This window comes from Amycolatopsis sp. NPDC051716, assembly GCF_040681595.1.
In the GTDB taxonomy this organism is placed as follows: domain Bacteria; phylum Actinomycetota; class Actinomycetes; order Mycobacteriales; family Pseudonocardiaceae; genus Amycolatopsis.
In genome coordinates this window covers 15477-36501 of sequence record NZ_JBFAZA010000019.1, presented here as the reverse complement: position 1 = coordinate 36501, position 21025 = coordinate 15477, and the positions used below count along the sequence as shown (strand labels likewise).

At 70.5% G+C, this 21025-nt stretch carries 16 protein-coding genes; 5 read left to right on the top strand and 11 right to left on the bottom strand.

All coding sequences use genetic code 11. From position 1 onward, the window contains the following. Positions 1-454: 454 nt before the first annotated feature. Both AB0M30_RS25645 and AB0M30_RS25640 read right to left on the bottom strand, forming a co-directional pair. Complete coding sequence (locus AB0M30_RS25645) at positions 455-1210, bottom strand: CbtA family protein (RefSeq protein ID WP_364588151.1); 756 nt, start codon at positions 1208-1210, stop codon at positions 455-457. 19 nt (positions 1211-1229) lie between these two features. Then, positions 1230-1439, bottom strand: coding sequence for a CbtB-domain containing protein (locus tag AB0M30_RS25640; protein WP_003069169.1), 210 nt, complete (start codon positions 1437-1439; stop codon positions 1230-1232). 193 nt (positions 1440-1632) lie between these two features. On the opposite strand from AB0M30_RS25640, the gene AB0M30_RS25635 reads away from it, so the two are divergent. Then, positions 1633-2529, top strand: coding sequence for an ROK family protein (locus AB0M30_RS25635; RefSeq protein ID WP_103337642.1), 897 nt, complete (start codon positions 1633-1635; stop codon positions 2527-2529). Positions 2530-2581: 52 nt separating this feature from the next. On the opposite strand, the gene AB0M30_RS25630 is transcribed toward AB0M30_RS25635, so the two are convergent. After that, positions 2582-3982, bottom strand: a complete 1401-nt coding sequence (locus AB0M30_RS25630; protein ID WP_364588148.1) for a Dyp-type peroxidase — start codon at positions 3980-3982, stop codon at positions 2582-2584. A 273-nt stretch (positions 3983-4255) separates the two neighbouring features. After that, positions 4256-4828 carry a helix-turn-helix domain-containing protein gene (locus AB0M30_RS25625; RefSeq protein WP_364588145.1) on the bottom strand — a complete coding sequence of 191 codons (573 nt, stop codon included), beginning with the start codon at positions 4826-4828 and terminating at the stop codon, positions 4256-4258. Positions 4829-4911: 83 nt separating this feature from the next. On the opposite strand from AB0M30_RS25625, the gene AB0M30_RS25620 reads away from it, so the two are divergent. Next, positions 4912-5784 (top strand): SDR family oxidoreductase, encoded by an 873-nt coding sequence (locus tag AB0M30_RS25620; RefSeq protein ID WP_364588142.1) that lies wholly within the window; start codon positions 4912-4914, stop codon positions 5782-5784. A 57-nt stretch (positions 5785-5841) separates the two neighbouring features. On the opposite strand, the gene AB0M30_RS25615 is transcribed toward AB0M30_RS25620, so the two are convergent. Both AB0M30_RS25615 and gltB read right to left on the bottom strand, forming a co-directional pair. After that, positions 5842-7293: a glutamate synthase subunit beta gene (locus AB0M30_RS25615; protein WP_364588139.1), complete on the bottom strand. Its 1452-nt coding sequence runs from the start codon at positions 7291-7293 to the stop codon at positions 5842-5844. Next, positions 7286-11836, bottom strand: a complete 4551-nt coding sequence (gltB, locus tag AB0M30_RS25610) for a glutamate synthase large subunit (RefSeq protein WP_364588507.1) — start codon at positions 11834-11836, stop codon at positions 7286-7288. Before gltB ends, AB0M30_RS25615 begins: the two co-directional genes overlap by 8 nt. Before the next feature lie 562 nt (positions 11837-12398). On the opposite strand from gltB, the gene AB0M30_RS25605 reads away from it, so the two are divergent. Continuing rightward, on the top strand, positions 12399-13043 hold the full coding sequence (locus AB0M30_RS25605) for a YigZ family protein (RefSeq protein ID WP_364588136.1): 645 nt from the start codon (positions 12399-12401) through the stop codon (positions 13041-13043). A 322-nt stretch (positions 13044-13365) separates the two neighbouring features. After that, positions 13366-16068 carry a GH92 family glycosyl hydrolase gene (locus tag AB0M30_RS25600; protein ID WP_364588133.1) on the top strand — a complete coding sequence of 901 codons (2703 nt, stop codon included), beginning with the start codon at positions 13366-13368 and terminating at the stop codon, positions 16066-16068. On the opposite strand, the gene AB0M30_RS25595 is transcribed toward AB0M30_RS25600, so the two are convergent. From AB0M30_RS25595 to AB0M30_RS25585, 3 genes are all read right to left on the bottom strand, one after another. After that, positions 16059-16658: a GNAT family N-acetyltransferase gene (locus AB0M30_RS25595; RefSeq protein WP_364588130.1), complete on the bottom strand. Its 600-nt coding sequence runs from the start codon at positions 16656-16658 to the stop codon at positions 16059-16061. The two genes, AB0M30_RS25600 and AB0M30_RS25595, sit on opposite strands and share 10 nt — an antisense overlap. 40 nt (positions 16659-16698) lie before the next feature. Further along, on the bottom strand, positions 16699-16956 hold the full coding sequence (locus AB0M30_RS25590; RefSeq protein WP_364588127.1) for a hypothetical protein: 258 nt from the start codon (positions 16954-16956) through the stop codon (positions 16699-16701). Between the two features lie 139 nt (positions 16957-17095). Further along, the gene (locus AB0M30_RS25585; protein ID WP_103337692.1) at positions 17096-17551 is read right to left on the bottom strand and encodes an Lrp/AsnC family transcriptional regulator; all 456 of its coding nucleotides are present in this window, start codon (positions 17549-17551) and stop codon (positions 17096-17098) included. An 80-nt stretch (positions 17552-17631) separates the two neighbouring features. On the opposite strand from AB0M30_RS25585, the gene AB0M30_RS25580 reads away from it, so the two are divergent. Then, a complete protein-coding gene (locus AB0M30_RS25580) occupies positions 17632-18693 on the top strand; it encodes a Glu/Leu/Phe/Val dehydrogenase dimerization domain-containing protein (protein WP_364588124.1) in 1062 nt (353 codons plus the stop codon). Here the strand turns inward: AB0M30_RS25580 and AB0M30_RS25575 are convergent. Together AB0M30_RS25575 and AB0M30_RS25570 are read right to left on the bottom strand one after the other, a co-directional pair. Continuing rightward, on the bottom strand, positions 18635-19885 hold the full coding sequence (locus AB0M30_RS25575) for an ABC transporter substrate-binding protein (protein ID WP_364588121.1): 1251 nt from the start codon (positions 19883-19885) through the stop codon (positions 18635-18637). The genes AB0M30_RS25580 and AB0M30_RS25575 overlap by 59 nt on opposite strands. Next, a complete protein-coding gene (locus tag AB0M30_RS25570) occupies positions 19882-21024 on the bottom strand; it encodes a branched-chain amino acid ABC transporter permease (protein WP_364588503.1) in 1143 nt (380 codons plus the stop codon). The genes AB0M30_RS25575 and AB0M30_RS25570 overlap by 4 nt, the downstream gene beginning before the upstream one ends. Position 21025: the final 1 nt, after the last annotated feature.

The following is a 21025-nucleotide window of genomic DNA, read 5'->3' as shown; positions in this document are numbered from 1 at the left end:
GTCGGCCGAAACCTTGCCGGCCGCGGGTTTGCCGGCCGGGAGTTTGCCGCCTTGCTGGCCTCGGCCTTGCTGGCGGGGCCCTCGCGACCCGGGCGACTTGCCAACCCTGGCCTTGTTCACCCGGGCTCTGTTGACCCCGGCCTTGCGGCTGGCTCCCTTGGCGACCGGGCCATGCGAACCGGCTCTTGCCGACCAGAGCCTTGCCGACCAAGGCCCCGCCGGGCGGCGCGATTGCCCCGGAGCGCGGTCACCCCGTCTCGCCGCCGCCAATGGCGGTCCGTTGCCGCGCCCGCCGCGCCGCCGATGGCCGGTCCGCGGCTTCGCTCGTCGGCCCGGTGGATCTGGATCCTGACCGGCCCGACGGTGCCGAAGCCCACCCGCGGCACCGCCGTGTCCCCGCAGAACCCACCCGGATCGCCGGACCCGACCGCGAACCGGCCTGACAACCGCCGGGTCAGGCGGCGACCGTGGTCCGGCGGTTCAATGCCTTCTCCGCGAATGCTCCGAACGTCAGGCCCAATGCCAGCCACAGCGTTACCTGGGTGCCGACCGAGGCTGTTCGGAAGCTCCACAACGTCGAGGCCGGGAACGTTGCCGGGATCTCGTCGACCACCGGCATCAACCAGGCCACGATGCCGATCACCACGACGTAGCCCGCCGCCGCCAGGAGGAACGCGTTCCAGGCGCCCAGGCGGTCCGCCAGCTTGCGGCCGAACACCGTGGCGAAGATGCCCACCAGCAGGGAGACCGCGACGAAGCCGAAGTACAGCTCGGTCCGGGAGCCGATCGTGCCCGGCTGCCCTACCGCCGGCGGGTTGGCCGGGTACTTCAGGAACGGCACCAGGAACACCACCGTGAACGCGCCCGCCGTGAGCAGCAGCGCCGTCAGCCGGGGGCGCAGCGCACCGAGCCGTCCCTGGGCGAACGCGAACGCCAGCGAGAGCAGGCCGCCGATCGCGACGCCGTAGACGAGCACCCCCGTGAGCAGGCCGAGCGTGCTCTGGATGTCGCGGGGGACGAGCTCTTCCTCTTCCGCGGACGGAGCAGGAGCAGGAGCGGAAGCGTCGTGGGAGTGCGAGTGACCACCGGACTCCTCGAGGCCGATGGCCGCGTTCACCGACGGCTCACCGAAGGCGTAGGCGAACCCGAACGCGAGCACACCGGCGATCAGGCCCGCGAGCATGCCGCGGACCAGCAAGGTCTTCATCATGGGAGTACGTGCCCGCCGATCAGTGGCAGGGGAAGGCCAGCAGGTGCCGGCCGTCGTGCACGAACTCGTGGACGTACATGTTCGCGAACACCGCCGTCGCGCCCTGCTCGGCGCTCACGAAGTAGAGCGCGATCAGCGCAAGGAGCACCACGAACACCGCCCACGGCACGATCTCACGGATCGGGATGCGGATCGGGAGCGGAACGGCGGGAGCTGCCGTCTGGGTCATGGCGTGGCCTCCTCGGGCTTTCGCGGCCTCATCGGGGTCTCTCACGACGGTCCGGGTCTGGCTTCCCCCTGGCGGGGGTCACAGTGGCGCGACCGCGCGGACTTGCACCGCGTTCCGGAATCCGTCGTCTGGCCGGTTGAGCGTAGGTCCGCCGTTTGGGCTGCGTCAATGTGACAATGCCGCGGTGACTCGAATGGTGGCCGCCCTCGATGTGGGCGGGACGACGATCAAGGCCGCGTTGCTCGACGAGCAGCTGCAGCCCAAGGCGGCACTGCGCGCGGAGACGGCCCGCAGCGCGGACGGGACGGCGCTGGCCGCGCAGACCGCGGACATCGTGGCCGCGCTGGCCGAGCAGGCCGGGACCGGGCGACCCGCGGCGGTGGGGGTGGTGGTGCCGGGGATCGTCGACGAGGAGACCCGCGTCTGCCACTTCTCGGCTAACCTCGACTGGCGCGAAGTCCCCTTCGGCGAGCTCCTGGAAGACCGGCTCGGGCTGCCCGTCGCCTTCGGGCACGACGTCACCGCGGGCGGCATCGCCGAGTTCCGCGTGGGCGCCGGGCGCGGGGCGACGAACGCCGCGTTCATCCCCGTCGGCACCGGCATCGCGGCCGCGCTGCTGCTCGACGGCCGGATCCACCGCGCGCACGGGCAGGCCGGCGAGGTCGGGCACATCGACGTCGGGCACGCCGGCAAGTGCGGCTGCGGCGCGACCGGCTGCCTGGAGGCGATCTCGTCGGCGGCCGCGATCGCCCGCCGCTACACCGAGCGCACCGGCCGCCCGGCCGACGGCGCCCGCGAGGTCGTCGAGCTGGCGCGACGCGGTGACGAGGTCGCGGTCGCCGTCGTCCAGGACGCGCTCGACGGGCTCGGCCACGGGATCCGGACGCTGCTGACGCTGCTCGGCCCGGAGGTGATCGTGCTGGGCGGCGGCCTGTTCACCGCGGCCGACTACGTGCTGGAGCCGGTGCGCGAGTGGCTGGCCGCGCACCTGACGTTCCAGCGGATGCCGGAGCTGCGGATCGCCGAGCTGGGCGACGAAGCCGGGCGGCTGGGCGCCGGGCTGCTGGCCTTCGACCTGCTCGACGCCTGATTCCTCCGAAGGCCACCACCGGGCGAACCCGGTGGTGGCCTTCGCCCCCAGCTCAGAGTGACCGCAGGAAGGCCAGCGACGGCATGAAGAAGTACTCGCCGCCCCGCAGCGTCACCGCCTGCGGCACCGGGCCGGCCGTCCGCTGCGTGGAGCCGCCCCACTCCACGGTGTAGTCCGACGAGCCGCGCTCGCCCTGGCCGATCACCGGGTCCAGGCCCGGCGTGACGCCTTCGACGATCGGGAAGCCCGGGTTGTCCGCCCAGATCGCCTGCGTGAACTCGAACTGGTTGCCCAGCTCGGAGTTGAAGGCCATGAACAGCAGCCCGACCCCGCCGCTCGGCCGGGCCGCGGGCGGCACGTCGGCGTTCGGGTCGTCCGGGCGTTCCCCGTACGTGACGCCCCGGCGGGCCATCAGGTGGCGCCGCTCGGCGGCCGGGTCCTGGGCGTTGCCGGAGCCGCGCGGGTTCGTCTTGCGGATGTGCGCCTGGAACGGGCACTTCAGCGCGGCGCGGTCGCTGTCGTAGGTGAAGTTGTTCGACACCGGGCTCTCCGCGCCGTCTTCCCGCTGCGTGGTCAGCGGCGTGCCGTCTTCGAAGCGGCCGATGATCATCGCCCCGGCCCGCTCGCGGTCTTCGCCGGTGAGGTCGAGCGTGTCGGCCAGATCCGCTTCGGCCTGCTTGAACCGCCGGACGTTCTGCTCCAGTTTGCGGAAAACGAAATAGCTGCCGAAATGCACGCCGGGATCCGGCGCCGCGGTATCGGGAACCAGCACCTGATCGAGTGGCGCCGCCGGATTCCACACGTTGATGCCGTCGGTGTTGTTCTTCTCCGCGTCGACGTCTTCGGCCAGGAACAGCGGCTGGCTGCGGCCGTCGACGTACCCGAAGTGCTCGATGCCCTCGCCGCGCGCGTTGACGCGGCCGAGGCCGGTTTCCTCCGCGAGCACGGTGGCCGAATCCGGCAGCAGGCCGAGGATTTCGTTGCGGCGGGCGGTCATCGCCTTGTCCGTGGCGTCCCCCACGAGCACGATGGCGTGGATTTCCCCGCGGTAGCCCGGATCGAACGTCGAGCGCGGCGGGTCGTTGAGCTGCTGCCGCGTGCCCGCGGCCGTCATCCCGCGCAGGAACGCCTCGTCCTGCGGCATGTTTCCGTCGACGCCGAGAGCGCGGTAGCCGGCCGCGGTGAGCCCGACGCCGACGTACGGCGTGCCCGCGCCGCCGGCGGTCTTGAACGCGCTCACCTCGTCGAGGTGTGCCTTGGCGGACTTCATCTTCCCGGTGACCGAGACGAGGAAGGCACGCGCCTCTGCCGCGTCGCCGAAGGCGAGGAACAGGGCGGACAGGTGGTCGCGGACGTGGGCCTTGAGGATGTTCGGCTGCAGCTCGCCGAGCATCGTCGCGGCATCGCCGGTCGCCGTGGTCCAGGACAGCGTGGTGGACAGATCGACACTCATTCGGGTCCCCTCCCGTGTGAAAAAGCCCGCCTCTCGGCGGGCACCCGGCCGACCGGAATCCCCCCTCGGCCGACCGGGTCCCCTGAATACAGAGTGCAGTGCCGGAGGCGGGCGGTGCCACCCGATTTCCGGTTTCACACGAAAGATTAAGTTGAGCGCGAAATAGTTTCGGGGAGGAAACAAATGGCCTGGCCGCCGGATCGGTGCCGCGGCCTCGTGGGCGTCCACAAGGGACGGGAAACCCGGCGGAAAGCGGGATCGTGGCCCGCCGGGTCAGCCGAGTGTGGTGGTCGCCGCCAGCAGCTCGGCCAAGGCCTCGCGGACCAGTTCGGCGAACTCCCGTTCGTTGCCCGGCGCGACCCAGCGGGCGAAGCCGGTCGAGAACGCCAGGCCGCCGATTTCGGCGGCGAGGCGGGCCGTCGGGTCCGGGACTCCCCGTGCGCGCAGGGCGTCGGCCATCGCGGCGCGCAACGTCGCGAGCTTCAGCAGTTCGCGCTCGTGCAGGTCGCGGTGGCCGGCGACCACCGCCTGGACCTGGCGCGCCCGCTCCCGGCGCTGCGGCCCGAACGGGGTCGTGGCCGCCTCCAGGGCCGCCGCGATCGCCTCCATCGGGGTCGCCGGGGCCGGGGCCGCCGCGATCGCCTCGGCGAAGATCCGGCTCAGCAGCTCCTGGCCGGCGAAGAGCACTTCGCGCTTGTCGCTGAAGTGGCGGAAGAAGGTCCGCTTCGTCAGTCCGGCCCGCTCCGTGATCTCGGCGACCGTGACGCTGTCGTACCCGCGCTCGCCGAACAGGTCGAGCGCGGCGTCGAGCAGGCGCTCGCGGGTGTTCGGCTCCCAGCGGCTCATGGCCCCAGCCTAGGCGATGACACCCGGTGTCATTACGGTGCTATGGTGATGGCACCGGGTGTCATCAATAAGGGAGAAACCTCATGCGTGTGTTCGTCACCGGCGCGTCCGGCTGGATCGGCCGGGCCCTCGTGCCCGAACTGCTCGGCTCGGGCCACGAAGTCGTCGGGCTCGCGAGATCGGGCGAGGCGGCCGAGACCGTCGCCGCGATGGGCGCCGACGTCCTTCGCGGCGACCTCACCGACCTCGACGTCCTGGAAAAGGGCGCGGAAAGCGCCGACGGCGTCGTCCACCTCGCCTTCGGCCACGACTTCAGCCGGATGGACGCTGCGATCCGGACCGACGCGGCCGCGGTCGGCGCCATGAGCGCGGTGCTGGCCGGCAAGCCCTTCGTCGCCGCTTCGGGGACGCCGATGGTGCCCGGCCGCCCCTCGACCGAACAGGACGATTCGGTCTTCGCGGGTCCGGTGGCCGGCCGCGGGGACGTCGCCAGGGCCGTCCTGGCGACGGCGGAACGCGGCATCCGCCCGTCCCTCGTCCGCCTGCCGCGTTCGGTGCACGGCGAAGGCGACGCCCACGGCCTCATCGCCCGCCTGGTCGCCCTCGGGCGCGAGAAGGGCATCGCCGCGTACGTCGGCGACGGGACGCAGCGCTGGCCCGCGGTCCACGTCCTGGACGCCGCGCACTTGTTCCGGCTCGCGCTCGAGCAGGCCCCGGCGGGCGCCGTGCTGCACGCGGTCGGCGACGAGGGCGTGCGGATCCGCGACGTCGCCGAGGTGGTCGGCCGCCGCCTCGGCCTGCCGGTCAAGTCCGTGACCGCCGAAGAGCTCGGCTTCCTCGGCGGGATCCTGGCGTTCGACCAGCCGGCGTCCGCGAACACGACCCGGGAGCTGCTCGGCTGGCGGCCCACGCGGCCGGGGCTGCTGGACGACCTCGAGCAGGGGTACTACGACTGAGCGGTGGTACAGCGCCGGCGGAGGTGGCGACGATGACGCCTCCGCCGGCGCCGGGTCCTACGCGATCGGCCGGTCCGTCGGCGCGATCGGGCGGGGCAGGACGTCACGGCCGGTCAGGTACGCGTCGACACCGGCCGCGGCGCTGCGCCCCTCCGCGATCGCCCACACGATCAGGGACTGGCCGCGGCCCATGTCGCCGGCCACGAACACGTTGTCCAGACTCGTCTTGAACGCCTTGTCGCGGGCGACGTTGCCGCGCGCGTCCAGTTCGACGCCGAGGTCCTCGATGAGGCCCTTCTTCTGCGGCCCGAGGAAGCCCATCGCGAGCAGGACCAGCTGTGCCGGCAGCTCGCGTTCCGAGCCGGGCACCGGGACGAACTTGCCGCCCTCGTTGCGGACCTCGACCAGCTTCAGCGCGCGCACGCGGCCGTCGGCGTCACCCAGGAACTCCTGCGTGTTCACCGCGTAGAGCCGCTCGCCGCCTTCTTCGTGCGCCGAGGACACCCGGTAGATCATCGGGTACGTCGGCCACGGGTGCGCGTCCGAACGCGCCTCGGGCGGCTTGGGCATGATTTCCAGCTGCGTCACCGAACGCGCGCCCTGGCGGTGCGACGTCCCGACGCAGTCCGCGCCCGTGTCTCCGCCGCCGATGACCACGACGTCCAAGCCCGCGGCGTCGAAGGGAGACGACTCGAGGTCCCCCGAAGCAACCCGGTTGGCCGGCGGGAGGAACTCCATGGCCTGGTGGATGCCGGCCAGGTCCCGGCCGGGGATCGGCAGGTCACGCCAGTCGGTCGCGCCACCGGCCAGCACCACGGCGTCGTAAGACGAAGTCAGCTCGGCAGCGGAAATGTCCACGCCGACGTTCACCGACGCCCGGAACTCCGTCCCCTCGGCGCGCATCTGGTCGAGCCGCCGGTCGAGGCGGGACTTCTCCATCTTGAACTCGGGGATGCCGTAGCGCAGCAGCCCGCCGATCTTGTCGGCCCGCTCGAGGACCACGACGCTGTGGCCCGCGCGCGTCAGCTGCTGCGCCGCGGCGAGACCCGACGGGCCGGACCCGACGACCGCGACCTTCTTGCCCGTGAGGGCCACCGGCAGCTGAGGCTGCACCCAGCCTTCGTCGAAGGCCCGGTCGATGATCGAGATCTCGACCCGCTTGATCGTCACCGGGTCGTCGTTGATCCCGAGCACGCACGCGGTTTCGCACGGGGCGGGGCACAACGTCCCGGTGAACTCCGGGAAGTTGTTCGTCGCGTGCAGCCGTTCGATGGCCTGCTGCCAGTCCTCGCGCCAGGTCAGCGTGTTCCACTCCGGGATGAGGTTCCCGAGCGGGCAGCCCTGGTGGCAGAACGGGATGCCGCAGTCCATACACCGGCCGGCCTGCTTCTGCAGCTTCGTCGTGGCGAAGTCTTCGTAGACCTCTCGCCAGTCCATCAGCCGCAGGTCGACCGGGCGGCGCTTCGGCTCTTCGCGGGTGGTGGTCAGAAAGCCCTTGGGGTCAGCCATGTGCGGCCTCCATGATCGCCTCGTTCACGTCGCGCCCGTCGCGCTCGGCCTGCACCTGGGCGGCGAGCACGCGCTTGTAGTCCTTCGGCATGACCTTCCCGAAGCGGTCGACGCCCGCGTCCCAGTCGGCCAGCAGTTCCCGCGCGACCGCGGATTCCGTTTCGTTGTAGTGCTTTTCCAGCGTTTCCCGCAGGAAGTCCGCGTCCTCGGAGTCGAGCGGGTCGAGGTCGACCATCTCCGGGTTGACGCGGTGCGCGGGCAGGTCCAGCACGTAGGCGATACCGCCGGACATGCCGGCCGCGAAGTTGCGCCCGATCGGGCCGAGCACGACCATCCGGCCGCCGGTCATGTACTCGCCGCCGTGGTCGCCGACGCCTTCGACGACGGCCAGCGCACCCGAGTTGCGGACGCAGAACCGCTCGCCGACCTTGCCGCGGATGAAGATCTCACCGCTGGTCGCGCCGTAGGCGATGACGTTGCCGGCGATGATCTGCTCCTCGGCCACGTACTGCGCGTCCCGCGGGGGCCGCACGATCAGCCGGCCGCCGGAGAGGCCCTTGCCGACGTAGTCGTTGCCGTCGCCGTAGAGCCGCAGCGTGATGCCCTTCGGCACGAACGCGCCGAACGACTGGCCGGCGGTGCCGGTGAAGGTGACGTCGATGGTGTCGTCCGGCAGCCCTTCGCCGCCCCACCGCTTGGTCAGTTCCGAGCCGAGCATGGTGCCGACGGTCCGGTTCACGTTGCGCACCGGCAGTTCCAGCCGCACCTTGTCGCCGGAGTTCAGCGCGCCTTCGGCCAGCTGGATCAGCGTGTTGTCCAGCGCCTTCTCGAGGCCGTGGTCCTGCTTCCTCTGCTGCAGGCGCAGCCCGGCCGGGGCCATCTCGGGCACGTGGAAGATCGGCGACAGGTCGAGCCCGGCCGCCTTCCAGTGGTCGATGGCCTTGCGCTTGTCGAGGAACTCGGCGTGCCCGACGGCCTCGGCGATGGACCGGAAACCCAGCTCCGCCAGGTACTCGCGGACCTCCTGGGCGATGAACTCGAAGAAGTTGACGACGTACTCGGCCTTGCCGCTGAACTTCTCGCGCAGCTTCGGGTTCTGCGTCGCGACGCCCACCGGGCAGGTGTCGAGGTGGCAGACGCGCATCATGATGCAGCCCGACACCACCAGCGGCGCGGTCGCGAAGCCGAACTCCTCGGCGCCGAGCAGCGCCGCGATGATGACGTCGCGGCCGGTCTTGAGCTGGCCGTCGGTCTGCACGACGATCCGGTCGCGCAGCCGGTTGGCCAGCAGCGTCTGCTGCGTCTCGGCCAGGCCGAGCTCCCACGGGCCGCCCGCGTGCTTGATGGACGACAGCGGCGAAGCGCCCGTCCCGCCGTCGTGGCCCGAGATGAGCACGACGTCGGCGTGGGCCTTGGACACGCCGGCCGCAACCGTGCCGACGCCGACCTCGGACACGAGCTTCACGTGGATGCGCGCGTCCGGGTTGGCGTTCTTGAGGTCGTGGATCAGCTGCGCCAGGTCCTCGATCGAGTAGATGTCGTGGTGCGGCGGCGGGGAGATCAGCCCCACGCCCGGCGTCGAGAACCGCGTCTTCGCGATCCACGGGTACACCTTCGCGCCGGGCAGCTGCCCGCCCTCGCCGGGCTTCGCGCCCTGCGCCATCTTGATCTGGATGTCGTCGGCGTTGACGAGGTACTCGCTCGTGACGCCGAACCGGCCGGACGCGACCTGCTTCACGGCACTGCGCCGCTCGGGGTCGTACAGCCGCTCCGCGTCCTCGCCGCCTTCACCGGTGTTGGACTTCCCGCCGAGGCGGTTCATCGCGATGGCGAGGGTCTGGTGCATCTCCATGGAGATCGAGCCGTAGGAGATCGCGCCGGTGGCGAACCGCTTGACGATCTCCGAAACCGGCTCGACCTCGTCGATCGGCACCGGCGTCCGCTTGCCGTACTTGAAGTCGAACAGCCCGCGCAGCGTCAGCAGCTTCTCGGCCTGGTCGTCGACGGCCTTCGTGTACTCCTTGAAGACCTCGTACTTCCCGGCCCGCGTGGAGTGCTGGAGCTTGAACACCGTCTGCGGGTTGAACAGGTGCGGCTCGCCTTCGCGGCGCCACTGGTAGTCCGCGCCCGTTTCGAGCTCGCGGTGGGCGGCCCGGACGCCGTCGGCCGGGAAGGCGTACTTGTGCCGCTTCGCGACCTCGTCGGCGAGCGTCTCGAAGCCGACCCCGCCGAGGCGGGACGTCGTGCCGGTGAAGCAGTTGTCGATGACCTCTTCGCCGAGCCCGATCGCCTCGAAGATCTGTGCGCCGGTGTAGGACGCGACCGTCGAAACGCCCATCTTCGACATCGTCTTGCGGACGCCCTTGCCGAGCGCCTTGATCAGGTTCTGCGTCGCCTGCTTCGGCGTCACCCCGGGGATCAGGCCCTGGTGGGCCATCTCCTCGACGGTCGCCATCGCCAGGTACGGGTTCACCGCGGCGACGCCGTAACCGATGAGCAGCGCGATGTGGTGCACCTCGCGCGCGTCGCCGGCCTCGACGATGAGGCCGACCTGCGTGCGCGTCTTCTCGCGGACGAGGTGGTGGTGCACCGCGCCGGTCAGCAGCAGCGAGGGGATCGGCGCGTGGTGCTCGTCGACGCCGCGGTCGGACAGCACGATCAGCCGGGCGCCGTCCTCGATCGCCTCGGAAACCTCGGCGCGGATCTCGTCGAGCCGCTTGATCAGCGCCTCGCCGCCGCCGTGCACGTTGTACCGGCCGAGCACGGTGACCGCCTGGAACTCCGGAAGCGTGCCGTCGTCGTTGACGTGCACCAGCTTGGCGAGCTGGTCGTTGTCGAGCACCGGGAACGGCAGCGCGATCCGCCGGCAGCTCGCGGCGTCGCCGACCAGGAGGTTCGGCTCGGCGCCGATCTGCGTGCCGAGGGCGGTGACGAGCTCCTCGCGGATGGCGTCCAGCGGCGGGTTCGTCACCTGGGCGAACAGCTGGATGAAGTAGTCGAAGATCAGCCGCGGGCGGCTCGAGAGCGTCGCGATCGGCGAGTCGTTGCCCATCGAGCCGATCGGCTCCGCGCCGGTGCGGGCCATCGGCTCGAGGATGGCTTCGAGCTCTTCCTCGGTGTAGCCGAACGCCTGCTGGCGGCGGACGAGCGCGGCGTGCAGCGGGACCTCGCGGTCGCGCTCCGGCAGGTCTTCCAGCTGCAGGAGGCCGGCCTCGACCCACTCGTCGTACGGGTGCGCGGTGGCCAGTTCGGTCTTGACCTCTTCATCCTCGATGATCCGGCCTTCGGCGGTGTCCACGAGGAACATCCGGCCGGGCTCGAGGCGTCCCTTCCGGACGATCGTCGCCGGGTCGATGTCGAGCACGCCGACCTCGGAGGCGAGCACGACGAGGCCGTCGTCGGTCACCCAGTACCGGCCGGGGCGCAGGCCGTTGCGGTCGAGCACCGCCCCGATCTGGGACCCGTCGGTGAAGGCGACGAGCGCCGGGCCGTCCCACGGCTCCATCAGCGTCGAGTGGAACTCGTAGAACGCGCGCCGCGCCGGGTCCATCTCCTGGTGGTTCTCCCAGGCCTCCGGGATCATCATCAGGACGGCGTGGGGCAGCGAGCGGCCGCCGAGGTGCAGCAGCTCCAGGACCTCGTCGAAGCTCGCCGAGTCGCTGGCGCCGCGGGTGATCACCGGGTAGACGCGCTTGAGGTCGCCCGGGATCAGGTCGGTCTCCAGCAGCGCCTCGCGGGCGTCCATCCAGTTGCGGTTGCCGCGCAGGGTGTTGATCTCGCCGTTGTGCGCCACGTACCGGTACGGGTGGGCCAGCGGCCACGACGGGAACGTGTTGGTGGAGAAGCGGGAGTGCACGAGCCCGATGGCGCTGGTGACGCGTTCGTCGGTCAGATCGGCGAAGAACCGCTCGACCTGGGGCTCGGTGAGCATTCCTTTGTAGACGATCGTCCGCGACGACAGCGACGGGAAGTAGACGTCGTCCTCGACGAGTTCGTGCTCGGCGCGCTTGCGGACGCAGAAGGCGCTGCGCTCGATGTGCAGCGGGTCCGCGTGCTCCGGCTTCGGGCGGCGCGCGGCGAGGAACAGCTGCGTGAAGTGCGGCATGGTCTCGGCCGCGGTCGGCCCGCAGTGCTCGGTGTGCACCGGCAGCTCGCGCCAGCCGAGGACGCGCATGTCCTCCTCGGCGGCGATGCGCTCGATGGTCGTCATGGCCCGCCCGCGGCGCTTTTCGTCCTGCGGCAGGAAAGCCGTGCCGACGGCGTAGGTGCCCGGCTCGGGGAGCTCGAAGTCCACGACCTCGCGGTAGAACTCGTCCGGGATCTGGATCAGGAGCCCGGCGCCGTCGCCGGTGTCCGGTTCGGCGCCACGAGCCCCGCGGTGTTCCAGATTGCGCAACGCAACCAAAGCCTTGGCGACGATCGCATGATCTCGGCGCCCGGTCAGGTCGGCGACGAAGGCGACACCGCAGGCGTCGTGTTCGTAGTCGCTCCGGTAGAGGCCCGCGGCCTCGGCGTTGCTGAGCTGCTCCCCGGACGGGGGCAGGGAACTGGCACGGTGGGTCACGGCTGGCCGCCTCCCAAGGCGTTGGCGCGACCGGTACTCACTCCATCGAGTGGTTCGAGCTGAACCGGTTAACGAAGTGGTCCGGGACCGCGATGGTCAGTCGAGAACAGTTGCTGTTGTCGGCGTGGTCGAAGTGCAAGATGCCGCGCGGCACCGGCCGAGCATCGATGCTCGGAAACCGGACGCGATCATCTGGGAGGCCGCACAACACTGGGCAGCCGAACATGTCGGGTGCTGCGAGCGCGCACAGGCCGGCCACTGTGGTGGGGGCCGTCCGGAGCGCGCGGTGTTACTCCCGGGTTCGCCGGGTCTTATGACGATAGTGTGAATTCGCTGTTATCGACATACGTCGTTGCGCCCGGGTGGGAAATGCCACGCTTGCGTTGACGGCACCAGGGGTAGTCCCATATGCCGGGCCGGCTCTCCCGCAGAGCGAGCGATAATGCCGTTGACCTGCGGAAATGTCCGTCCGAAGTGGTCCGAGGCGGCTGTCGGACCCCTGGTCCGGGGTGGCAAGCTGGGTGCATGGCGGACTTGGCCGATGACTGATCGTTATCTCTCCGTGGCTCGTGAAGGCGTCCACGAGATCGAGATCAAGCGCTCCCGGTTCCTCGGCGCGCTCGCTCCGGTGACGTCGGAAGCGGCCGCGCGCGAGTTCATCGCGGCCCGCCGCCGCGCGGATCCGGGTGCACGGCACCACTGTCACGCCTTCGTCCTCGGCCCGGACGGGCGGACGCAGCGGTCCAGCGATGACGGTGAGCCGGCCGGTACCGCGGGCACGCCGATGCTGGAAGTGCTGCGCCGGCGCGAACTGACCGACACGGTCGCGGTGGTGACGCGGTACTTCGGCGGGGTGCTGCTCGGCGCGGGCGGTTTGATCCGCGCGTACGGTCAGTCCGTTTCGGACGCTCTGGAAGTTGTTGGTGTACTAGAACACCGGCGTCTCAGGCTCGTCGAAGTGGCGGTGAGCTATGACCGCGCGGGCCGGCTGGAGAACGACCTGCGCGCGTCGCCGTACCTCCTCCACGCGACCCGCTTCGACGAGCGCGCCCGCTTCGAGGTCGGTCTGGCGCCGGGTGAGGCCGACGCGTTCGCGAGCTGGCTGGCGGACCTGACGAACGGCGAAGCGGCCGCGACCCCACTCGGCGACCACTGGGTGACCTCCGGGCGCCGAGGTCGCGAATGACTCATTCGGGACCTACGACGTCCCGAATGAGTCATTCGCGACGCTGCCGCCGGGGTTCGGGTTGCCGGGTGGTCCACCGGCGCCGAGTGGTCCGGTCGGTGGTCCGGTCGCGGAACCGGTTGGCGCACAACGAACTTTCGGTGCTTCCGCCGGCCGGTCCCGCCGTGGCACCATGTCGTGCCACCGAGTTCCGGTACCACTTCGATCCCCTGGACGTTGTCGGCGCGGCACAAGCCAAGCTGACAACGTTGTCACCGCTCGTTCTGCTTGCCCGACAACGTTGTCGCCCAGCGGAAAAGGTGCGACAAGGAGAGGAAGGGCCATGTCCAGACCACTGGCCAAACGGGTGTGCGCGGCCGCGCTCGCCGCGGTGTTCGTGGGAGCGGGGCTCGTCGCCCCGGCCGCCGGCGCCGCGACGCTCGCCCTCACGCAGTACGTGAACCCCTTCATCGGCACCGACAACAGCAACTCGCCCAACCCGGTGCCCGGTGGCGCCGGCGGCAGCACCTACCCGGGTGCGGTCGTGCCGTTCGGCATGGTGCAGTTCAGCCCGGACACCCCGACCGCGTCCCCGTCCGGCTACCGCTACGGCGACAGCAGCATCGAGGAATTCAGCCTCACCCACTTCAACGGCGCCGGCTGCGCCAACAACGAAGACCTCGGCCTGCTGCCGATCACCGGCGCGATCGGCACCTCGCCGGGCACCGGCTGGACCGGGTACGCGGGCCACTACACCAAGGCGAACGAGTCGGCCGCGCCCGGCTACTACAAGAACAAGCTCGACACCTACAACACGACCGTCGAGCTGTCCGCCACCCAGCGCTCCGGCTTCATGAAGCTGACCTACCCCGGCACGACGTCCGCGCGGCTGCTCGTGAACACGAGCCGCAGCGCCACCGGCAGCCGCAGCGGGTCGATCAGCATCAACGGCAGCCAGGTCACCGGTTCGGTGACCGGCGGTGGGTTCTGCGGCTCGTCGAAGACGTACCAGATCTTCTACGTCATCCAGTTCGACCGCGCGCCCAGCGGGTTCGGCACCTGGCTCGGCGGCACCGTGAACGCCGGTTCGGCGAGCACCAGCGGCACGAACTCCGGTGGGTACGTCACCTTCGACACCTCGAGCAACACCACCGTGCAGGCGAAGGTCGGCATTTCGTTCGTCAGCCTGGCCAACGCGCAGGCGAACCTCGCCGCCGAGAACCCCGGCTTCGACTTCGCCGGGGTCCGGGCCGCGGCTGACACAAGCTGGAACAACATCCTCAACCGCGTCCAGGTGACCGGGGGCGCCGCCGCGGACCTGCAGAAGTTCTACACGGCGCTGTACCACGTCTTCCAGAACCCGAACATCGCCAGCGACACCAACGGCCAGTACCGCGGGTTCGACCAGGCGGTGCACACGGCGTCCCACACCGTCTACCAGAACTACTCCGGCTGGGACATCTACCGCTCGTGGGCCGCGCTGATCGGGCTGCTCGCGCCGAACGAAGCGAGCGACATCGCGAAGTCGATGGTGCTGGACGGCCAGCAGGGCGGGTTGCTGCCCAAGTGGTCGCACAACAGCAACGAGCACTTCGTGATGACCGGTGACCCCGGGCCGATCATCGTCGGCAGCATGTACGCCTTCGGGGTCCGCGGCTTCGACACCGCGGCGGCGTTGACGCTGATGGACAAGAGCGCCAGCGGCGGTGCCACGCAGGGGCAGGCGATCCGCGGCCGGGAAAGCGGCTACCTCAGCCGGCACTACGTCTACGAAGACCCGTCCGACTCGCTCGAGTACTCGGCGTCCGACTTCGCGGTGGCGCAGTTCGCGAAGGCGGTCGGCGACACGACGAAGTACAACACCTACATGCAGCGGGCCCAGTGGTGGCAGAACGTGTTCGGTCCCGATTCCGGCTACATCCAGCCGCGGGGCAGTGACGGGAACTGGGCGTGGCCGGTCGTGCCGTCGAGCAACGGCGGCTACACCGAGGGCAACCCCTCGCAGTACACCTGGATGGTGCCCTACAACTACCAGGGCGTGATCAACCTGATGGGTGGCCGCCAGACCGCCGTGCAGCGGCTGGATCACCACTTCACCCAGCTCAACGGTGGCCTCACCCAGCCGTACTTCTACATCGGCAACGAGCCCGAGCACGGCGTGCCGTGGGCGTACAACTACGCCGCGCACCCGCAGGGCACCAGCTCCGCGGTGCGGCGCGTGATGAACGAGTCGTTCACCACCGGTGCGGGCGGCCTGCCCGGCAACGACGACCTCGGCGCCACCTCGGCGTGGTACGTCTTCGCCGCGCTGGGGATGTACCCGGCGACGCCCGGCGCCGACGTCCTGGCCCTGCACGGCCCGCTGTTCCCGTCGGCGTCGATCATCCGGCCGTCCGGGACGATCCAGATCACCGGCAGCGGCGCGGGCCAGGGCGCCCAGTACGTGCAGAGCGTGAGCGTCAACGGCGTCTCGACGACGAAGTCGTGGATCCGCTACGGCGACATCGCGGGCGCGGGCACGCTGAGCTACACGATGGGCTCGTCGCCGAGCGCTTGGGGCACGAACGTGTCGGACGTGCCGCCGTCGTACAACGACGGGTTCACGCCGCCGCCCGCCGCCCCGGAGCTGGGCACGAACCTGGCGCTGGGCAAGGCGGCCACGGGCTCGGCGACGTGCAACTCGGCCGAGGGCGCGGCCAACGCGGTCGACGGCAGCCTGGCGAACAACAGCAAGTTCTGCAGCACCGCCGCGACGAAGTACCTGCAGGTCGACCTCGGGTCGGCGCAGAACGTGTCCTCGTTCGTGGTCAAGCACGCCGGCCTCGGCGGCGAGACCACGAGCTGGAACACCGGCGCCTTCACGATCCAGACGTCGACCGACGGCTCGACGTGGACGACGGTCGCGTCCGTGACCGGGTCCCGGGCGAGCCGCACTTACCACCCGATCACCACCCGATCGGCGCGGTACGTGAAGCTCAACTTGACCACGCCGGCCAACGACGGCAACGGCGCGGCGCGGATCTACGAGTTCGAGGTCTACCGCTGATCCGGTGGCTCGTGAGCGCCGGACGCGGCGCTCGCGAGCCACGCTTCACGGGTGATCGCGTACTCCACGTCACCTTGCTCGCTGCCCGGGGCGCGTTCGTGCTCGGGAAACTCCTCGAAGTAGGTCCGGACGAGCGTCATCCCCAGTTTTTCCATCACGCGCCGCGAGCGCTCGTTCACCACCATGGTGGACGCGGTCACCCGGGTGACCCCCAGTTCGGTGAATCCCTTGGCGAGCAGGGCCGCGGAGCCTTCGGTGCCGTAGCCCTTGCCCCACGCCCTCCGGTGCAGCCGGTAGCCGAGCTCGGGCTCGTCCGGCGGGTCGTCCGGGCGGGGACGGAAATGGAACCACCCCAGGAAGTCGCCGGTGCTCTTTTCGATCGCCGCCCAGAACCCGTAACCGGGAAAACGCTCGTAGTAGCCGAGGAAGGCGGGGAGATCCAGGGTGACGATCTCGGTGCGGTCCGCCGGCCGTCCCCCATTGAGGTACTTCATCACGGCCGGGTCGTCGTAGAGCTCGAAGAGCGCATCGGCGTCGTTCTCGGTGAACCGGCGGAGGATCAGCCGCTCGGTTTCGAGGAATACCTGCATCGGGTGATGCTGTCAGTGACCCCAGTGTGTGGCAACGTGTTTACGCGGCGGCGGCGAAGACCTCGCCCAGCGCCTCGGAGCCGGCCTCGGTGAGCAGCGCGGGCACGCGCTCGCCGCACTTGCCGGGTCGTGCGGGTGCGATCAGGCCGAGCCGCGCGAGCCGGTGCACGGTGGTCTGGTCGCAGCAGCTCAGGCCGTCGATGAAGAGGTCGGGCTCGCAGCTGCAGCTGATCTCGGCGTGGCCCCCGGCCACGGCTCTCAACGTGGCCCGCTCACGATGGTTCAATGCGGTGATCATGGCGGCGCCTCCTTCCCGTTGTACTCATTAGACGCCCTGCCACCGACAGTTTCCGCCTTTTAGCGTGCGAACCCGGGTATTCCGGGTGTTTCCCTAGGGGTGGCGTGTCGTGCCGGGCAGGGGTAGCCCCCGGATACCCCTAGGGAAGGGGTTCAAGCGTCGTCTTCCGCAGGTGCCGGAAAACGATCGACGTCCGGAACCCGACGATCTCGCGGCGCAGGGCCAGCCGGTCGGTCAGGAATGCGTGCAGCGCGTCGATGTCCGGAGTGGTCACTTCGATCAGGAAATCGTCGTTTCCCGCCGTGACGTACACCGAGAGCACCTCCGGGAGTTCGGCGATCGACCGCTGGAAGGAGTCGATCACCGCCCGGCTCAGCGGCCGCACCTGCGCCGTGACGAGCGCCCGGACGCCGCGGTTGAGGCTCGCCAGGTCGACGTCGGCGTGGTAGCCGCGGATGACGCCGCGTTCGCGCAGCAGCCGGATGCGTTCGAGGCACGTCGAGGGCGCGATGCCGACCTTCCGGGCGATGTCCCGGTTGGTCTGGCGCGCGTCTTCCTGCAACAGCCGCACGATCGCCGAATCAAGTTCGTCCAGCACCGGGCCCTCCGCATCCGTACCGAATTTCGTTCGGCAACCGCGCTCGGCTGCCGACAGTCACTCTAACTTCGGGCCTCATGACCGCACATGAGCAGCTCGTAGTCCGCCGGGGCCGCCGATCCGGCATCACCACGATGGTGGCGATCCATTCGACCGCGCTCGGCCCCGCCGTCGGCGGGTGCCGCTTCAAGCCCTACGGCAGCCTGGAAGACGCGATCGGCGACGTCCTGCGCCTGTCGGCCGCCATGACGGCGAAGTGCGCCGTCGCCGGGCTGGCGTTCGGCGGCGGCAAGAGCGTCATCGCGCCCGAGCCGGGCCGCCTGCTCTCGCCCGAGGAGCGCCGGGCCGTCCTGCTCGACCACGCCGATCTGATCGCCGAGTTCGGCGGCCGCTACCAGGCGGGCCCGGACGTGGGCACCGGCCCGGCCGACATGCTGGTGCTCCGCGAAGCCTCGCCGTACGCCTTCTGCATGCCCGAGTCCGCGGGCGGTACCGGTTCGTCCAGCGGGCCGACCGCCGCCGGGGTGCTGGCCGCGCTCCGCGCCGCGGCCGGCTCGGCGGCCATGACGGGACGCCGGGTGGTGATCAGCGGCTACGGCTCGGTAGGCGCCCACCTCGCGGCGAGCCTCCACGCCGCCGGGGCCGACGTCGTCGTCTCCGACATCGATCCGGCCAAGCGGACCGATGCCGAAAAGCAGGGCCTGACCTGGGCCGAGCCGGCGAAGGCGCTGACCCTCACCGCCGACGTCGTCATCCCGGCGGCCGTCGGCGGGGTGCTCGACCCGGAGACCGTGGCCCGGCTCGACACGCCGCTCGTCGTCGGCCCGGCGAACAACCAGCTCACCGACGACACCGTCGCCGACGCCCTGGCGGCGCGGGGCGTGCTGTGGATCCCGGACTACGTGGCGAGCGCGGGCGGCATCCTCTACACCCTTTCGCGGGAAGCCGAAGGGCTCGGCCACGAGGCCGCGCTCGCCCGCGTCGAGACGATCGAGCAGACCGTCGCGGGCCTCCTGGAAGCCGCCGAGGCCCACGCGACCACCCCGCTGCGGGAGGCGGCCGCGCTGGCCGGGCGCCGGCTCACTTCTGGTGGGGTGCCACGTACTCCTTCGCCTCGGGCGCTTCGAACAACGGCTTGACGTACTTGACGCCGCCCTCGGCGGAGGCGTCCGGGGTGGCCGCGTACACCTGGCGCGTCGCCGGCGTCCCCGGCTTGGAGAAGTCGAGCGCCGCGACCAGGTCGTCCGTGCTCGCCGACGTCGTCTGCTTCAAGGCCGCCGCGATGCCGTCGCGGGTGAGGTCCTTGTTGTCGCAGGCCTTCTTCAGCACCGCGCCCCAGACTTCGCCCACCGCGTAGCCGTAGGGGACGCCACCGTTCGGCGTTTCCTTGTACGCGGCCTTGAACTTCGCCGCCACGTCCTTCGCCTTCGGCAGGTCCGCGGAGAACGGCACGCTGCTCGCGACGACCGTCAGCTTGTCCAGCGCCCCGGCGGCGGGGCTCTTCAGCAGCACCGGGTCGAACGTCGGGTTGTTGCCCAGCACCGGCACGTTCAGCCCGAGCGCCTTGTTCGCCGCGACGGCGGACCCGGTCTGCGCGGGTGTCGTCGTCAGCGCGATCGCCTTCACGCCGTTGCCCTTGAGCCCGGTGACGACGTTCGTGAGGTCGCTGTCGGTCGAGGTGATCTTCACTTCCTTGACCGACAGATTGTGCTTCTTCGCGTAGAACTGCGACCCGCGCAGGCCGTTCTTGCCGTACTCGCCGTCGATGTAGACGTGCCCGATCGTGTCGCCGTCCTTGATCAGCCCCTGCTCCCGCAGGTACGACAGGCCGTCGATCATCTCGAGGTCGTAGGTCGTCCCGACGATCATCACGTACGGGTTGTCGAGCAGCTCCGACGACCACGACGCCGGTGCGGCGACGGCCTTGTCGGTGGCCAGGTTCTGCTTCAGCGCGGCCACCACCGGCGAGCCCAGCAGCTGCACGAACCCGAGCACCTTCGGCTCGATCTGCGGGTACAGCGTCTTCGCCGTGTCCGCCTTGTAACCGTGGTCGACCTCTTCGAGCTTCACCTGCCGCCCGCACACGCCGCCGGCGGCGTTGAAGTCCTTGGCCCACAGCTCGTTGCCCTGCGTGACGCCGAGGCCGAGGTTCTTGAACACGCCGGACTTGTCGGTCATCACGCCGAGGGTCACCTCCGTCGCCGTCACCCCCTTGCCGGTCTTGACCCCCGAGCTGTCCGAGCCCGACGAGCCCGAGTTGTTCGCCTTCGTGCTGCACGCCGAGAGCGCGAGGACGGCCACCAGCGCCGCCGCCAGGTGTGTGCGGTTCATGGTTCCTCCGGGGGTTGACGGCGAAGACGGGTGAGCCGGCGCCCGAGCGCGGCGAGCCCGCCCGGCTCGAACAGCACGACGAGGATGATCGCGGCGCCGTAGACGAACGAGCTGACGAGGACCGGGGTCAGCGCGCCGTCGCCGGTGCCGGAGAACCAGCCCAGGTCGGCCGAATACAGGGCGAGGACCTGCGGCAGGCCGTTGACGATCAGCGCGCCGGCCAGCGCGCCGGGGACTGAGCCGAGGCCGCCGATGATCACCATCGCCAGGTAGGCGATCGACACGTTGATGCCGTAGGTGCCGAACTCGCTCTCGTCCGGCTTGAGGATGTCGAACCACAGCACGGTCATCGCGCCGGCGAGGCCACCGTAGGCCGACGAGACGGCGAACGCGCCCGCCTTCGCGCGCAGGACGCTGACGCCCATCACCGCGGCCGCGGCCTCGTTGTCGCGCACCGCCCGCCACGAGCGGCCGACGCGGCCGCGGACGGCCCCGCGCGCGATCACGAACGCGAGCACGGTGAGCAGCAGGAACAGGTACCACATGCGCTCGGCCTGTCGGATCGGCACGCCGAGCAGGGTGATCTCGGGGCCGTCGTCGGTGAACGGGAAGCCGAACAGGGAGGACGGGGCCGGTGCGCGCCCGGTCGACGTTCCGCCGGTGAGCTCTTCGGCGGACTGTCCGAAGTAGAGTCCCAGGAACACCAGCGCCAGGGAGGCGACGCCGAGGTAGATGCCGCGCAGCCGGCCGGCGACCGGGGCGAAGGCCAGTCCGAGCAGGGCCGCGACGACCACCGCGCCCAGCAGCGAGAGGCCGGGGTCGAGGCCGAAGCCGATGACGCGGTCGTCCCCGGTGGGTCCGGACAGGACGGTGTAGGGGGTGCCGCCGGCGAGCAGGAAGAAGGCGTGGGCCAGGGAAAGCTGCCCGGCCTGCCCGACCACCAGCGTCAGCCCGATCGCGCCGACCGCGCCGATCATCATGTACTGCCCGGCCTTGAGCCAGGCCGCGTCGAGGTACAGCGGCACGGCGAGCAGGACGACCAGCAGCGCGAGCCAGGCGGCCTTGCGGAGCAGATTCGCCGGGCTGCGCCGCGGCCGCGGCGGCACGGCCGGTTCGGCCGGGGTGTCCACTTCGGACACG

What these genes read in the sequence shown, in the direction of transcription:
- AB0M30_RS25645 (WP_364588151.1), bottom strand. Translation starts at nt 1,210, where the DNA reads ATGATGAAGACCTTGCTGGTCCGCGGCATGCTCGCGGGCCTGATCGCC.
- AB0M30_RS25640 (WP_003069169.1), bottom strand. Translation starts at nt 1,439, where the DNA reads ATGACCCAGACGGCAGCTCCCGCCGTTCCGCTCCCGATCCGCATCCCG.
- AB0M30_RS25635 (WP_103337642.1), top strand. Translation starts at nt 1,633, where the DNA reads ATGGTGGCCGCCCTCGATGTGGGCGGGACGACGATCAAGGCCGCGTTG.
- AB0M30_RS25630 (WP_364588148.1), bottom strand. Translation starts at nt 3,982, where the DNA reads ATGAGTGTCGATCTGTCCACCACGCTGTCCTGGACCACGGCGACCGGC.
- AB0M30_RS25625 (WP_364588145.1), bottom strand. Translation starts at nt 4,828, where the DNA reads ATGAGCCGCTGGGAGCCGAACACCCGCGAGCGCCTGCTCGACGCCGCG.
- AB0M30_RS25620 (WP_364588142.1), top strand. Translation starts at nt 4,912, where the DNA reads ATGCGTGTGTTCGTCACCGGCGCGTCCGGCTGGATCGGCCGGGCCCTC.
- AB0M30_RS25615 (WP_364588139.1), bottom strand. Translation starts at nt 7,293, where the DNA reads ATGGCTGACCCCAAGGGCTTTCTGACCACCACCCGCGAAGAGCCGAAG.
- AB0M30_RS25605 (WP_364588136.1), top strand. Translation starts at nt 12,399, where the DNA reads ATGACTGATCGTTATCTCTCCGTGGCTCGTGAAGGCGTCCACGAGATC.
- AB0M30_RS25600 (WP_364588133.1), top strand. Translation starts at nt 13,366, where the DNA reads ATGTCCAGACCACTGGCCAAACGGGTGTGCGCGGCCGCGCTCGCCGCG.
- AB0M30_RS25595 (WP_364588130.1), bottom strand. Translation starts at nt 16,658, where the DNA reads ATGCAGGTATTCCTCGAAACCGAGCGGCTGATCCTCCGCCGGTTCACC.
- AB0M30_RS25590 (WP_364588127.1), bottom strand. Translation starts at nt 16,956, where the DNA reads ATGATCACCGCATTGAACCATCGTGAGCGGGCCACGTTGAGAGCCGTG.
- AB0M30_RS25580 (WP_364588124.1), top strand. Translation starts at nt 17,632, where the DNA reads ATGACCGCACATGAGCAGCTCGTAGTCCGCCGGGGCCGCCGATCCGGC.
- AB0M30_RS25575 (WP_364588121.1), bottom strand. Translation starts at nt 19,885, where the DNA reads ATGAACCGCACACACCTGGCGGCGGCGCTGGTGGCCGTCCTCGCGCTC.